Source organism: Pseudomonas sp. PDM09 (genome assembly GCF_014852305.1).
GTDB lineage: Bacteria > Pseudomonadota > Gammaproteobacteria > Pseudomonadales > Pseudomonadaceae > Aquipseudomonas.
The window spans coordinates 736,825-751,727 of record NZ_JACVBI010000002.1; the positions used below are offsets into that span (position 1 = coordinate 736,825).

Consider the following 14,903-nt stretch of genomic DNA (forward strand, 5'->3'; position numbering starts at 1 on the left):
GGTTTTAAGTTTATTTAAGTCTATATGTAGTGTTTGGAGGCCAAATGCAGAGCACGCTGATCTCAGTTGGATGTAACCGCTTGCACAAGCGCGATGGCAGTCTGGTCGCCTTCGATGCAGACAAGATCCGTCAGGCGTTGATCGCCGCCGGCAAGGCTACGGGGGAGTACACCGAGGTTGAGGTTGAAGGTTTGCTTCAGGCGGTACTCGCCCGGCTGGACGGACTGCCAAGGCTGCATGTCGAGCAGATCCAGGACCGTGTCGAGCGGGTGTTGATGGACGCCGGTTTCTTCTTCGCCATGCGGGCCTACATCGTCTACCGCGAACAGCACGGGCGTTTGCGTCGGGACCGCCGGACCATGGTCGAAGTGGCGACCTCGATGAACGAGTACCTGGACCGTGAAGACTGGCGGGTCCAGGCCAACGCCAATCAGGGCTACTCACTGGGCGGGCTGGTGTTGAACGTGTCGGGCAAGGTCACTGCCAACTACTGGCTGGACGAGGTGTACAGCGAGGCCATCGGCCAGGCCCACCGCGAGGCGGACTTGCATGTGCACGACCTCGACATGCTCGCCGGTTACTGCGCCGGCTGGTCGCTGCGCACCCTGTTGCACGAAGGGCTCAATGGTGTGCCGGGGCGTGTCGAAGCCGGTCCACCGAAGCACTTGAGCAGCGCTTTGGGGCAGATGGTGAATTTCCTCGGCACCCTGCAAAACGAATGGGCCGGTGCTCAGGCATTCAGTTCGTTCGACACCTACCTGGCGCCTTATGTGCGCAAGGACCAGCTGAGTTATCAAGAGGTGCGCCAGGCGATCCAGGAGTTCATCTACAACCTCAACGTGCCGTCGCGTTGGGGCACCCAGACGCCGTTCACCAACCTGACTTTCGACTGGGTGTGCCCGCAGGATTTACGCGAGCAGATACCCGTCATCGGCGGGGAGGAAATGCCGTTTGCCTATGGCGACCTGCAAGTCGAAATGGACCTGCTCAACCGCGCCTACATCGAGGTGATGCAGGCTGGCGATGCGAAAGGGAGAGTGTTCACCTTTCCGATCCCGACCTACAACATCACCCATGATTTTCCGTGGGACAGTGAAAACGCTGATCGCTTGTTCGAGATGACCGCGCGTTACGGTTTGCCTTACTTCCAGAACTTCCTCAATTCGGATCTGCAGCCCAATCAGGTGCGTTCCATGTGCTGCCGGTTGCAGCTGGATGTGCGGGAGTTGCTCAAGCGCGGCGGCGGCTTGTTCGGCTCGGCGGAACAGACCGGGTCGCTTGGCGTGGTGACTATCAACTGCGCCCGTCTGGGTTATGTGTTCAAGGGCAACACCAGTGGTTTGTTGCAGCGCCTGGACACGCTGATGGAGCTGGCGATGGAAAGCCTGGAGGTCAAGCGCAAAGTCATTCAGCACCACATGGACGCCGGTTTGTACCCGTACACCAAGCGTTACCTGGGCACCTTGCGCAACCATTTTTCCACCATCGGCCTCAACGGCCTGCATGAAATGCTGCGCAATTTCAGCGGCGACGAGGAGGGCATGCACACCGAACAGGGCCGCAAGTTTGCCCTGAACATGCTCGACCATGTACGCGCCACGTTGCTGCGTTTCCAGGAGGAAACCGGTCATCTCTACAACCTGGAAGCGACACCGGCAGAAGGCACCACTTACCGCTTCGCCAAGGAAGACCTCAAGCGCTACCCAGACATCCTCCAGGCTGGCAGCGTGCAAGCGCCGTATTACACCAACTCCTCGCAACTGCCCGTGGGCTACACCGAAGACCCCTTCGAGGCCCTGGAACTTCAAGACGAACTGCAATGCAAATACACCGGCGGCACGGTCTTGCACCTGTACATGGCCGAGCGAATTTCTTCGACCGAGGCTTGCAAGCAACTGGTGCGAAAAGCCCTTGGCCGCTTCCGCCTGCCGTACCTGACCGTGACCCCGACCTTCTCCATCTGCCCGGTGCACGGCTACCTCGATGGCGAACATGAGTTCTGCCCCAAATGCGACGAAGCACTGCTGCTGCAAGAGCAGAAAGCCGGCGCCGTTCATTGATTTCGATCCACTCAACCGCAAGGAGCTTCACCATGACTGCATCGCAAACACTGCCCCAGGCTCAACGTCAACGCTGCGAAGTCTGGACTCGGGTGATGGGCTATCACCGTCCCGTGTCGGCGTTCAATCCGGGTAAACAGTCGGAGCACCGCGAGCGGGTGCACTTCACTGAAAGCGCGGCACTGGCCGGACGCCAATGAGTCGAATGCTTCGGGTCGGGGGCATGGTGCCCCTGACCACTATCGACTATCCGGGACAGCTCGCCTGCGTGCTGTTTTGCCAGGGTTGCGCCTGGCGTTGTCGTTATTGTCATAACCCGCAGCTGATTCCCCCTCGTGGCAGTGAGGAAGTGGATTGGCGGCGGGTGTTGGCATTTCTGCAACGTCGCCAGGACCTGCTTGATGCCGTGGTGTTCAGCGGCGGTGAGCCAACCTTGCAGGACGGTTTGCTCGGCGCCATGGATGAGGTGCGGGCGATGGGATTTCGCATCGGACTGCACAGCGCGGGCATCAAACCTGCTGCATTTGCCAAGGCACTGACCGGCGCGGATTGGGTCGGTTTCGATGTCAAGGCGTTGCCCGAGGATTGCCAGGCCATCACCCGGGTCGAGGGCAGCGGCACCGCCAACTGGCGCAGCCTTGAGCATCTGCTGGCCAGCGGTGTCGACTACGAATGTCGCACCACCGTGCATTGGCATCTGTTCGAGCCGGCGCGTCTGCTGATTCTGGCCAAACGCTTGAATGCGCTCGGCGTCAAACGCTTTGCCGTGCAACTGGTTCGCACCGAACGGATGTTCGATCCGCTGTTGCCGAGCGTTTCGGCTCAAGCATTGCTGCCAGAGTTGTGGGAGGCCATGCGCGAGTTGTTTCCAGCCTTCGTGTTGCGGGGATAACGGGGGCTGGGGAACTCAAGCCCAGCCCCAGAATTGCAACCACCAGCCAAATCCCACCATGCCTTCGGCCAGGAGCAGGCAAGCGATGGCGGACCCGCGTCGCACCTGGGAAAGACCTTCGCGACTCAGCCGTTTCCAAACCAGTAGCAGGCTCCAGCCCATCGCGGCCAATAACAGACAGGCCCTGGCCGGTTGTACCCACTCCAGCAGCAGGCCTTCATAACGCAGTAATTTGACGGTGGTGGCCGACAGCCCGAGAAACAGGCCGGCACCCCCCAGGGGCGTGAGTGTCATCGCCAGGGGCCAATACAGTGTGCGATCCCGTGCCAGTCGGGCCGTCAGACGCAGAAGCAGCATCAACGCCGTGCCGAGCACGATCGAACTCAAACTCAGGTAAGCGACGATGCTGAAACCGTCGAGCCAGCTGAAGCTGTCGTTGAGCTGCGGGTAATGGGTCAGCAGCCACCAGGGGGCGTTATCCTGCAAGGCCCAGAACTGGTTGTGTTCGACCAGCCACTGGGCCAGGGATTGTTTGAGGGCGACAAACCATGGGCTGACCGTCCACTGAAATGCGCCCATGGCCAAACCGATCACGCCGAACAGCAGCAAGCGTGCATCCCAAGGGGATAGGGTCTGCGCTGTCGCGTGAAGAATCTCCTGATTGCTGGAGCGGGCGATCAGTTGAACGGCACCGCGTTGCCCGCTGCAGCGTCCGCAGGCGTGGCAATCACTGGCGCCTTGCAGGCGGCGGATATCGAGCAGGGGAGCGCAGTTGGGCGGCGGCAGGCGTGGTGCGGCATTTTCTAGCCAGCGTTGTTCATCGACCTGAAAGTGCACGGGGGCCAACCTTGCGAGCAGGGCGAAAACGCCGCTGACCGGGCACAGGTAACGGCACCAGACCCGCTTGCCCCGGGCGAACAACAACCCGACGATGACCGCTGCGACGGTCGAACCGCCCAGAATCAACAGCGCGGCCTGGGCGTAGTCATAGACGCTGATCAATTGGCCGTAGAGGGTCGTCAGGCAGAACGCCAAGGTTGGCCAGCCGCCCCAGCGCAACCAGCGCGGCACACCCAGGCCTTTACCGTAATGGCTGGCCCATTCGCTGAGCGAGCCTTCCGGGCACAGAACGCCACACCAGAGTCGGCCGAAGAACACCATCGACAGCAACACGAACGGCCACCAGATCCCCCAGAATAGAAACTGTGCGAGCAAGGTCAGGTTGTCGAGTATCCGTGCCTGGCTGTCTGGCAGCGGCAACAGTGCCGGGGTCACCAACAGCACTGCGTAAAACACTACAACAGCCCACTGCACCCCACGGATGACGGGCGCACGGCGACGCATCCCGTCGCCCAGGCGTTGGAGCCATCGATTGCGCCGGCTCAGGTCGGGCATGGCAGGTTTTCCGCAGTTCGTTGCCGTAGCCAGCCGCCGACGGCCAGCCAATAACCGATCCACACCAACAAGGTCAGGCCACTGGGGCTTGCCCGATAACCGGCGAACCCGGCAAGAAAACCACCCAATCCGTGGCTGTCGTTCAGCAACGTGCTGCTGTCCCAAAGCGCTTCGCCAACGAGGCTATAAACCACGCCCGGCAAATCCAGGGCGAGCAATTGGCCGCCGATTCGTTCGGTGCCGCTGACCAGCAACGCCGCGCCGAGCATGAGCAAGATGACTTCGCTGATGGCAAAGAATCGCTGCCATGAAATGAATCGGCGACTGCTGTGCAGCAGCGTGATGGTCAGCGCCGACAGCACCAGTCCCAACACGCCACCGACGGCAAACAAACCGAGCTGCGGACCGCGCAACCGGGCGCCGGCGCCATAGAGAAATACCACCGTTTCGCTGCCTTCGCGGCTGATCGCGAGCATGGCCAGTAGTAATAGACCTGCGCCCCCTTGCCGAGCCAGGTGGCTATCGGCGTGTCGTCGCAAATCGTGGTTGAAGGTGCGTCCGTGGCGATGCATCCAGCCCACCATCTGCACCATCAACAAACTTGCAACCAGTGCGAGTGCGGCCTGGAACCATTCGCTGGCCGACCCGTTCATGGCCTCACCGGCAAACAGAATCAACACCGCCAGCAGGCCCGAGAGCATCAACCCCAGCACCACACCTGCCCAAAGGAATTTGAACAGACGATTGCGTTGGCCTTGCTGGCTGGCCCAAGCCTGGAGAATACCGATCACCAGCAACGCCTCGACGCTTTCGCGCCAAACGATGAACATTGATTGATTCATGCAAGCTCCGTGCGCTAACAGGTTATTTCGCGAGGATGCCGCCCTCGGGCAATTGCGGATTGAACTCGTCAAAAAAGGGGTAGTGACCGGGCCTCAGGGGGTGAATGACCACGAAGGTTGTCACCCCCGGCGACAAGACTTTTTCAACCCGCAACGGCGTGCTCTCGAATTCGGCCGGACCTTGGCCGACGTTCTTCAGAACGATCTTGAAGCGCTGTCCGGCCGGCACCTCCAGCAAGGCAGGCGTGAAGTGGCCATCGCGAAGGCTCAGCTCAAAGCTCGGCAACTCGGCATGGGCCGTCAACGGTGCAACTGTTCCGGCCACAATCAGCCAGGCAAGATGCAGGCGCTTCATTCAATAGCCGCCTTTTTTACCGATGCCGGCATAGATGAATTCGTAGTGCAGTTCGCAGCGTTCGAACCAGGGCGCTACACCGGTTTCCTTATCGGTATGGCGCCCGAGGGAGCCATGACCGCCGGGTGGCAGGACGGTGAACGTCAGCTGATATTTACCGGGGCCAAGCAGCTTCACATTGTCGCCATAGTGCGGACCGTCATTGGCCACCATGGCGTGGAAATCGCCTTTGATCTCGGGGTCGCTGCCGTGTTTTTTCAGGTTGAAAGAGACGTTCAGGTAGGGGACGAAACTGCCTTCCTGAAAGCCCTGTCGATTATCCGCAGTGGCGCGAATGTCAGCTTCCAGGTGGACGTCGGAATCCGCGGTGGCGCGCATCATCCCCGCAGGTGCCATTTCTATCGGCTGCAAATACACCGCCCCGACTTCCAGCCCGGGACACAACTGTGGTTCCCCGATCGGGTATTCCTTGGCGTGAACCAGTGGTGTGAGCAAGAGCAGGGCGAGTGACAGCGAAAAAGGGGTACGCATAATAGCTTCCTGAACACCGATGAGTAGGAGCCCGAGTCTAGGAAGCTTTGCTGCGAACAATAATGATTGTTATCAAGTTTTGAGTAATTAAACGGTTGGCTCAGGATTGCGCAGGGGGCTCGATGCCGGTTCTTGATATGTATCAAGGCTGGCATTGCGCAAGGGCTGTAGGTTGGAAAAACGCCACTCAATGATCGGAGATCGGCATGGCCAAGAATTTCCCCGTCAACCCCAAGCACCCCGAACGGATCTGTTGGGGATGCGACCTGTATTGTCCGGCGAAGTCCCTGGCGTGCGGCAATGGTTCCGAACGGACGATGCATCCGGCGGAGATGTTTGGAGAGGATTGGCACGTGCCTGGCGACTGGGGCCTTGATGCGGTCATTGCTACAGACAAGGTGGTGGATGACTTCCAGTCATTGCACGATGATGCGCTGCACGCGAAGAGTTGATCCGCTTTTCGTAGGGGGCAGCGGTGCGTCGATCGCCGCACCGCTGACCCCTACAGGCTGCGTTATATCAAGCGTGGGTGATGGAAAGGTCGCTGATGATGCACACCGAACCGTCTTCGGGGTCGGTGGTGTCGGAGTAGTCGATCTGGTTGTACACACCGCCGTGGAAGGCCAGCGTTTTCGTGTCCCAGGTGTTGTCGAGGCGCATGATTGCGGAGGTCGATTTGACGCCGTTACAGCTCGCCGAAACGGAGACAGCGCCGCTCGAATTGGCGTGAATGTTGATTTTGAACAGTGCCCCGAGCGGCACGTCTTCCAGAACCGTGGAGTTCACCGGGTCTTCTTGAAGATAACTCGACCGGAACCCCATGGTGATTCGGCCTTTGTTCCAAAACACTTTCACCGGTGGTCGCTCTGAACCCTGCACATGAATCTGGCCGATCACCACCTTCTGCAGCGAGTTGACTTTCGTCAGGCGCATTTCTTGGCGGTTCCAATGGTCAGCAGCGCTGGCGAACAGCCAATAACCCGGCTCTTTCCACTCGCAACGAGTCCGGTGCGTGCTCTTGCTCGAAGCGCCGAGCGTCGGTGCCGTCATTTGCAGCGAGCCATCTGGAAGCATCGAAATGACTTGCGGACATTCAAGCAGTGCGCGCCAGCCGATGAGCTCAAGTGCGATGGGGTTGGTCTCGGAGATCGGAAGCGGTGTAGCGATTGTGTAGTTGCTGATGTCTACGGTCATGGTCATTTTCCTTAATTCATGTTGATGTCACCTTTTGCTCCGTTGAGCCTTTCGCTTTTGATGTAGGCCTACATCCCACTGCCCACTCAGTGAATGGGCAGAAGTGATGCTTTCGTTGTGGCTCGCGTTCCGGGTGATGGAGTCAGTTGGATCAATACCTCGCTGGCCGTCAGATCTAACAAGCGATTGGATATTTGATTTCTTGAGATAAAAGTAGCAGTGCTTATATTTAATGTAAATAGCACTGCTAATAATATTTTGGCGGGGCGTAAAAAAACCCGCACCTGGCGGGTTTTTGATGTTTCGGCTTTTTAGCTGCAACCTCATCGCCTGACGGGCATGTGAACGTCAATCAGCGGGCAAACATCCCCCACCAGAACACGTGGCCCAGGATCACGATCTGCTGTTCCTGAATCTCGGCAAAGGTGTAGTCCTCATCCGGATGCTCGTCGCGATTGAAGCTGCGCAGGCGGATGCCCGTCGGCAGGCGGTAAACCTGCTTCACCCGTAGCTGACCGTTGTGGTTGATGGCGTACATGTCGCCGTCAACGATATCGCCCAGTGAACTCTTGCCGACGTTGATGCCTACGGTCGCGCCGTCACGCAGCACTGGCAGCATGCTGTTGCCGCTGACAACCACGCACTTCGCGTTGCTGAACTGAACGCTGTTATGGCGAAGGTCCTTCTTGAAAAAGCGCAGCCGGGCAGTGTCGCTTTCCTCAATCACGAAACGGCCTGATCCGGCTGCCAGTTCCACTTCGCGCAGGAAGGGAACGTAGACTTCATCGTCATCCAGGGGCGTGTCGTCATCCCAAGGTTCGATGTCCGACATCAATACGCTGGGCTGGATGCGTTCGGAAGGCTGGACGCTGGCAACGGTCGACATCAGGCGTGGGCTCACTTCGCTGGCATCGAAGCGCAAGGCTTTTGCCAGTTTCAGGAGTGCCTCGACGTTCAGTGGAACCTTGCCGGTTGCGTACTGACTGAAGGCGCTTTGGCCAGACCATCCGCAAGCCTCGGCCACATCCGCTTGAGTGAGATTTGATCCAGCCGCTTTGGCAGCAGACTTTCGCTGGTCATAAATAGCCTTGAGCCTGGAGCTCTCGGCGACTTCTTCAGGGGTAAGGGGGCGGCGTGTTTTCATGGTGACAAGGGTATTAGCAGAACTGATATTTCTGCAAGTAGCGCTGCTGGTAGTTTTCGACTGATAAAAGCAATTCTGCTGCTCTACGTGGCAGGTGGCTGCTCGGGGCGCTCCTTGTGCGTCCTGTAGCCGTCAACGGTAGCGGGGGGCTGCCGTTGTCAGTGGGAATAGCCGCGAGGAGGCGAAAGAAAGCAGGTTTCGCAGAACCTCGCGGCTGACCTCTGTTGTTTTCAGAAACGGCGCTGAGCAAGCCTTTCTAATAGCGGTGAGGTCCGGAACACAGTGTCACGGCATACATCACTCAGAAGCGAGTGCGGCATCCCCCCGTATCTGTTGGCTGTCAGCGGCCGGCTGGCGACCCACCTTGAACCAGGCGGCGTATAACGCCGGGACGAAGAAGATCGTCAATAGCGTCGCCACGGTAAGGCCGCCCATGATCGCAATTGCCATCGGCCCCCAGAACACACTGCGCGTCAGCGGGATCATTGCCAGCACGGTGGCCAGTGCCGTCAGCATCACCGGACGGGCCCGGTGAATGGCGGCATCCAGCACCGCATTCCATGGGGCGCGCCCTTCGGCGATCTCGGTTTGTACCTGATCGATCAGGATCACCGAGTTGCGCATGATCATGCCACCCAATGCGATGATGCCCAGGATTGCGACGAAGCCCAGCGGCGACTGGAACACCAGCAGCGCCGGCACCACACCGATCAGGCCCAGCGGTGCGGTCAGCACCACCATCCACATGCGAGAGAAGCTCTGCAGTTGCAGCATAAGCAACAGCAGGATGCTGATCAGCATCAGCGGGGCCACCGCCAGCAGTGCCTTGTTGGCTTTGTCACTTTCCTCCACCGCGCCGCCCACGTCGATGCGGTAGCCTGACGGCAGCTGCGCTTCGATATCCTTGAGCAACGGCTGGAGCTCCTGCGTCACCGATACGCCTTGTTCGCCATCCTTCACGTCGGCACGCACCGTGATCGCCATATCGCGGTTGCGGCGCCACAGCACTGGCTCTTCCAGCTCAGAGCGCACCTGTGCGACTTGCGACAGTGGCACCACCGTGCCCTGGCGGGTGTAAAGGTTGATGTCTTTCAGTGTGTCGAGGCTCAAGCGCTCCTCAGGCACGGCACGGGCGACGATGTCGATCAGGTCCTCATGCTCACGCAGCTGCGACAGGGTTGCCCCGTTCATCACGGTCTGGGTCGCCAGCGACACGTCGGCCGGCGTGAGGCCAAGCGCGCTCGCCTTGTCCTGATCAAGCTCGACCTTCAGCGTGCGCACCGGGTCGTTCCAGTCGAGCTGGAGGTCGCGCACCTTCGGGTTGGACGCAACCACCTTCTCCACGTCGCGGGCGATTTGGCGTACCACCTGGGTATCGGGGCCGACGACGCGAAACTGCACCGGGTAGCCGACAGGCGGCCCCAACTCGAGCCGGGTCACGCGCACCCACGCCTGCGGGAATTGTGGGTCGGCCGAGGTCACCAGCCGCTCACGCACCCGCTCGCGTGCATCCAGGTCCTTGGTCATTACAACGAACTGGGCGAATCCCGGGTTCGGCAGCTCGGGGTTGAGCGAGAGATAGAAGCGCGGTGCGCCGGCGCCGGTGTAGGCGGTATAGAAACGCACGTCCTCGTCCTTCGCCAGGATCTCCTCCATGTGCTTGACCTGCTCGGTCGTCGCGGCGAACGAGGAACCTTCCTTGACGCGCAGGTCAATGACCAGTTCAGGTCGCGAACTGTTGGGGAAGAATTGCTGCGGCACTAGCTTGATACAGGCCAGAGCAAGCACCAGAGCGCCAAACGTCGCACCGATGACCACCCACCGGCGCTCGATGGCGGCGTCGATCAGGCGGCGCAGGGTACGGTAGAACTTCGTGTCATACATATCACCATGCTGGTGCTTGCCTAAATCGTTGGGCAGCATCTTGACCGCCAGGTACGGGGTGAAGATGCCGGAACAGATCCACGAAAACAGCACAGCGGCGCCGACGATCCAGAAAATGCCACCCGCGTACTCGCCGGTGGTGGACTTTGAGAGGCCGATCGGCAGGAAGCCCACGACGGTGATGAGTGCGCCGGTCAGGCGCGGCATGGCGGTGGACTGATAAGAGAAGGCGGCCGCCTTTACGCGGTCCATGCCGGTTTCCATCTTCGCCACCATCATCTCGATGGCGATGATGGCGTCATCCACCAGCAGGCCCAATGCGATAATCAGCGAGCCGAGCGAGATACGCTCCAGGTTCCAGCCCATCGCCAGCATCACCAGCGCTACGCCGCCCAACACCAGCGGCACTGTGGTCGCGACCACAAGGCCAGCGCGCCAGCCCAGGCTGGCCAGGCTCACTGCGATCACGATGATCAGCGCCTCAGCCAGCGCGTGCGCGAAGTCGTGGATAGCATCCTTCACCGTGGTTGGCTGGTCGGCCACGAGCTCAAGCTCCACGCCATGTGGTAGCTCCGACTGGATCTTGGCGACTGCCGCGTCCATCGCCTTGCCAAGGTCCACGATGTTGCCGTCGCTGGTCATCGTGATGCCGAGCATCAGCACTGGCTGGCCGTTGTGGCGCACTGTGTAGGTCGGCGGATCCTCAAAGCCACGTGTAACGGTCGCAATGTCGCCGAGCTTGATCAGCCGACCGCCTGCGGAGATGGGCACGTTGCGGATAGCCTCTTCGCTGGCGAACTGGCCGCTCACGCGCACCATGACGCGGTCGCCGCGGGTGTCGATCTGACCTGCGGGCAACAGGGCGTTCTGGCTCTTGAGGCTTTCGGCGATGGCCAACGGTGTAATGCCCAGCGCCGCCAGGCGTTCGTGCGAGAACTCGACGTAGACACGCTTGGCCTGCTTGCCGATGAGATCGATCTTCTTGACCATCGGCACCTTCAGCATCTGGCGCTTGATGTCCTCGGCCGCGTCCGACAGGTCGGCGTGGCCGATGCCGTCGCCCTTGACGGCGTACATCAGGCCATACACGTCGCCGTATTCGTCGTTTACGATCGGGCCGATCACACCGTCAGGCAGCTCGCGGCTCAGGTCGTTGAGTTTCTTGCGCGCCTGATACCAGGCCTCGCGCTGGTCAGCCTTGGAGGTGCCGCCGCGCACGGTGAGCGTCATGCCCGCGTAGCCTTGCCGCGCGTAGGTGACCACCTTCTCGAAGTTGTCGATCTGCTCGAATTTCTTCTCCATGCGGTTGAGGACCTGGTCCTGCATCTGCTGAGCGGTGGCGCCCGGCCAGATGACCATGGCGGTCATGGAGGGCACGGAAAAGTTCGGATCCTCGAGCTGACCGAGCCTGGTGAAGCTGAAGGCGCCGGCCACTGCGACAATGAGGAGCATGAACAGGACGATGGCGCGATGGCGCAGCGCCCAGTCGGTGAGGTTGAAGTTGTTCATCGGGCGGCCTGCTGCGTGATGTTCGCGTCAACAATCGCCGCGCCGGGAAGCGCGACCTTCAGTCCGGATGCCATCTTCTGTACCCCGGCGGTAACGACCAATGCACCGGCCTGCGGCCCGGAGACGAGCACCTCGTCGTTGCGGTAGCCCAACACCGCCACCTGCACCAATTCGACGACGCCGACCGGATCCTTGCCCACGGGCGTGACCACCCACAGGGCAGGCTGGCCGCCGCTTTGCGTCAGTGCCGTGGCTGGCACCGCTGCCACCGAGACACTGGTCATTACGCGCTCGGCCGTTACCGTGGCAGTGGCGCCCAGCGGCAGCGCCTGCATCGGCTTGAGCCGCGCGCGATAGGTGCGCGTTTGCGCCGCAGCCTGGGGCGACAGCTCACGCAGCGTGACATCGAAGATCTCGTTAGGCGCACTGGCCAGCGAGGCCTTGAAACGCGCCTCCTTGAAGACGGACAGCTGATCCTCGGGCACATCGACAACGATCTCGGATTCATCGGGATTCGCGATCGAGACAACCGGTTGGCCCTCAGCCACGACTTGCCCGGTCTCAACGCGAACAGCCGTGACGACGCCGCTACGCGAGGCGCGCAGCACGGTGTATTTGAGCCGGTTGCGTGCGAGCTCAAGCTTTCGCGCCTCGGCCTCGGCGGTCGCATGCGCAGTCTGGGCATTTGTATGCGCGCGCTCGTCGTCGGCCGCACTGACCGAGCCGTCAGCCTTCAGCGCGGTCAGGCGCTGGCGGTCCGAATCGGCCTGGCGTGTCTGCTCGGCGGCAACCGCCCACTGTTGTCGAGACGCTTCTTCAGCGAGGCGGTAGTCGCTGTCATCCAGCACAGCCAATATGCTGCCTTCGCGTACAAACTGGCCTACATCGACGTTGCGCTGGGCGACTTTGCCGCCCACGCGGAAGGCCTGGTCGACTTCATGTCGCGACTGTACGGTGCCTACGTAGCGACTGATGTCGCGGGCATTGTCGTAGCTGATTTCAACGGTGCGTACCGGTCGTGGTGCCTGAACGGTCGGCTGGTCCGGGCTGCACGCGGACAGCATGACGGCTACGGCCAAAGCGCCGGCCGCAGTAAGGGAGGTTTTCAAGGCGGTTCCTCTTTGAAAAACGGCAGTTTCTTAGGAAAGTGGTGGCCGGTCGGCTGTGGTGGCTGCTGTGGGAGTAGCGGGTTGTTCGAACACCTGCCAGCCCCCGCCCAGTGCCTTGTAGAGCTGCACGCTATCGAGCAGCAGCCGGGTGTTGCTGTCGTTGGCATTCAGGCGAACCGCCAGGCGCGCCCGTTGCGCGTCGAGCAGCGGCAACAGGTCGATCTGCCCCCTGTCGTAGAGCGATTGCGCGTGGCTCAGCGCCGCCTCCGCGGACTCGGTGGCCGACTGCAATGACTGGGCGCGCTGACGCTCTTGCGTCTGCGTGACGAGGGCGTTCTCCACGTCTTCGAGTGCGCGCACAATGCCGTCCTCGGCGCGCAATAGCGCCTCACGCTGGCCGCTCTCGGCAACCTCGTTGATCGCGCGTGTGCGCCCGGCGTTGAAGATCGGCATCGCGAGCAGACCGGCCACGTTGGTGAAGCGTGCGGCGCCCAGGTCCAGACCGTTCAGCTCAAGGCCCTGGCGGCCGTAGGATGCGCCGAGGAACAGCCGCGGGAACCACTCAGCCGCAGCTTGTTTACGGTGCGCATTGGCGGCATCGAGCTGCGCCATCAGCGCCAATACATCAGGCCGACGCTGTAGCAGGGTGGCGGGCTGCCCCTTGCGGGCCTCGGGCGCCACCGCGTTGCCACGGGAGGGCTGGATGCTCATGGCGTTAAAGGCCTGATCCCCGATCAGCACCGCGATGCGATGTCGCGATACGGCTGCCAGCGTCTCCAGCGGTGGGATTTGCGCGCGCGCCGATGCGGCATCGGTTTGCGCGCGCTCGACGTCGAAAGAGGTCGCCAACCCTACACGGTGGCGCGCATTAACCAGGCGCAGTGTCTCGTCTTGCGCCTTGGAGATCGCGCCTAATGTTTCGGCCTGGCGCAGTGCGCCAACCAGCGTGAAGTAGTTGCTGGCGATGTCGCTCATCACCAGCAGACGCACGCCGCGCACGCCGTCCTCCGCGGCCAGTGCCTCGGCCTCGGCCGCCGCTGCTCCAGCACGTAGGCGTCCGCTGAGGTCAAGTTCCCAAGAGACGTCCAGACCGGCGCCCACGGTCTCGGTATCTGGATAACCCTGCTTCTTGGCCGTGCTGTAGCCGCTGCTACGGTCGGAGCCGAAGGCGGACATTCCGACACTCGGAAAGAGCCAGGAGCGACTGATCGTCTCACCGGCGCGAGCGGTGCGCACACGCTCGGCGGCGATCTTGATATCACGGTTTTCACGCATCGCGCGGCGCACCAGATCCGTCAACACCGGGTCGTTGAACGTCTCCCACCACGCGGCTTCGGGTTCCATTTCGGAGGCTGTGCTTGCGGCGAACTTGGCCGGCAGGTCTACCGACGGCTTGGCGACCTCAGTAGAGCAACCGGTCAAGACCAGCGCGATAGACGCGGCAAGCGCCGCACCCACGACGACGCCGAACAGGCGTTCGGCATGTTGCAGGGGCGTCTGCCCGGCATAGCGGGTCAACGGAAGGGGAAGGGGACATCGCAGCATCGGATTGGACTCGTATAGATTCGAGGTGGTATCAGCGTAGGGCCCGGTATGCGCGAAGTCGTCAGCGAAACGTCGCCGTTCGGTCGCCATATCGAGTGCTCATTCATTGTTGGAGGCGTCACTCGCCGTCGGCATTTGCCGCGTGCTCGTCGGCCGCCGACGTGAGGTCCGAGTCAATCGACTCCAGCAATTCTTCGGCAGACGAAAACTCGCGCTGACGCCCGGTGACCAGGTTTTCAAGGCGGCCCGCGAGGGCGCCGGGCGTGGCATCGCTGCGCAGCTTCAGGACGTACGAGCGACGATTGGGGTACTTGGATTCAGGGTTCAGACTCATCACAGACCAGGGGGCAAGAAAGTTCGACGACAGCGTAGGCCGCCTCCTGGGTCGAGTCGTAAGCGAAAGGTCAGACTTCGGTCGGGACAGCGCCGCTCTGACAGAAATC

14 protein-coding genes are annotated in these 14,903 nt (G+C 61.1%); 4 read left to right on the forward strand and 10 right to left on the reverse strand.

The annotated features are described in order from the left end of the window. Positions 1-44: 44 nt before the first annotated feature. The 3 genes from IB250_RS08050 to IB250_RS08060 are packed head-to-tail and all read left to right on the forward strand — an operon-like array spanning position 45 to position 2,952. A complete protein-coding gene (locus IB250_RS08050) occupies positions 45-2,060 on the forward strand; it encodes a ribonucleoside triphosphate reductase (protein ID WP_192343692.1) in 2,016 nt (671 codons plus the stop codon). A gap of 32 nt (positions 2,061-2,092) precedes the next feature. Then, a complete protein-coding gene (nrdD, locus tag IB250_RS28815) occupies positions 2,093-2,260 on the forward strand; it encodes an anaerobic ribonucleoside-triphosphate reductase (RefSeq protein ID WP_017338867.1) in 168 nt (55 codons plus the stop codon). Further along, positions 2,257-2,952, forward strand: coding sequence for an anaerobic ribonucleoside-triphosphate reductase activating protein (locus IB250_RS08060; protein ID WP_192343693.1), 696 nt, complete (start codon positions 2,257-2,259; stop codon positions 2,950-2,952). The genes nrdD and IB250_RS08060 overlap by 4 nt, the downstream gene beginning before the upstream one ends. Before the next feature lie 15 nt (positions 2,953-2,967). Here IB250_RS08060 and IB250_RS08065 read toward each other — a convergent pair whose 3' ends face one another. The 4 genes from IB250_RS08065 to IB250_RS08080 are packed head-to-tail and all read right to left on the reverse strand — an operon-like array spanning position 2,968 to position 6,075. After that, complete coding sequence (locus tag IB250_RS08065) at positions 2,968-4,347, reverse strand: 4Fe-4S binding protein (protein ID WP_192343694.1); 1,380 nt, start codon at positions 4,345-4,347, stop codon at positions 2,968-2,970. Continuing rightward, on the reverse strand, positions 4,335-5,189 hold the full coding sequence (locus IB250_RS08070; protein ID WP_192343695.1) for an FTR1 family iron permease: 855 nt from the start codon (positions 5,187-5,189) through the stop codon (positions 4,335-4,337). Before IB250_RS08070 ends, IB250_RS08065 begins: the two co-directional genes overlap by 13 nt. A 22-nt stretch (positions 5,190-5,211) precedes the next feature. Continuing rightward, positions 5,212-5,544, reverse strand: coding sequence for a cupredoxin domain-containing protein (locus IB250_RS08075; protein ID WP_192343696.1), 333 nt, complete (start codon positions 5,542-5,544; stop codon positions 5,212-5,214). Beyond that, positions 5,545-6,075 (reverse strand): iron transporter, encoded by a 531-nt coding sequence (locus IB250_RS08080; protein ID WP_192343697.1) that lies wholly within the window; start codon positions 6,073-6,075, stop codon positions 5,545-5,547. A gap of 206 nt (positions 6,076-6,281) precedes the next feature. Between IB250_RS08080 and IB250_RS08085 the strand changes: the two genes are divergently transcribed. Next, entirely contained in the window at positions 6,282-6,527 is a 246-nt protein-coding gene (locus IB250_RS08085) for a DUF3079 domain-containing protein (protein ID WP_192343698.1), read from the forward strand. Positions 6,528-6,594: 67 nt separating this feature from the next. Here IB250_RS08085 and IB250_RS08090 read toward each other — a convergent pair whose 3' ends face one another. The 6 genes from IB250_RS08090 to IB250_RS08115 form a co-directional block, all read right to left on the reverse strand. Continuing rightward, positions 6,595-7,269, reverse strand: coding sequence for a polysaccharide lyase family 7 protein (locus IB250_RS08090; RefSeq protein WP_192343699.1), 675 nt, complete (start codon positions 7,267-7,269; stop codon positions 6,595-6,597). Positions 7,270-7,621: 352 nt separating this feature from the next. Further along, entirely contained in the window at positions 7,622-8,413 is a 792-nt protein-coding gene (locus IB250_RS08095) for an XRE family transcriptional regulator (RefSeq protein ID WP_192343700.1), read from the reverse strand. 297 nt (positions 8,414-8,710) lie between these two features. Next, positions 8,711-11,806, reverse strand: coding sequence for an efflux RND transporter permease subunit (locus tag IB250_RS08100; RefSeq protein ID WP_192343701.1), 3,096 nt, complete (start codon positions 11,804-11,806; stop codon positions 8,711-8,713). Beyond that, positions 11,803-12,915: an efflux RND transporter periplasmic adaptor subunit gene (locus IB250_RS08105; RefSeq protein WP_123495076.1), complete on the reverse strand. Its 1,113-nt coding sequence runs from the start codon at positions 12,913-12,915 to the stop codon at positions 11,803-11,805. The genes IB250_RS08100 and IB250_RS08105 overlap by 4 nt, the downstream gene beginning before the upstream one ends. A gap of 30 nt (positions 12,916-12,945) precedes the next feature. Continuing rightward, on the reverse strand, positions 12,946-14,460 hold the full coding sequence (locus IB250_RS08110) for an efflux transporter outer membrane subunit (protein ID WP_192343809.1): 1,515 nt from the start codon (positions 14,458-14,460) through the stop codon (positions 12,946-12,948). A gap of 118 nt (positions 14,461-14,578) precedes the next feature. Then, positions 14,579-14,794 carry a hypothetical protein gene (locus tag IB250_RS08115; RefSeq protein ID WP_123495075.1) on the reverse strand — a complete coding sequence of 72 codons (216 nt, stop codon included), beginning with the start codon at positions 14,792-14,794 and terminating at the stop codon, positions 14,579-14,581. Positions 14,795-14,903 lie beyond the last annotated feature (109 nt).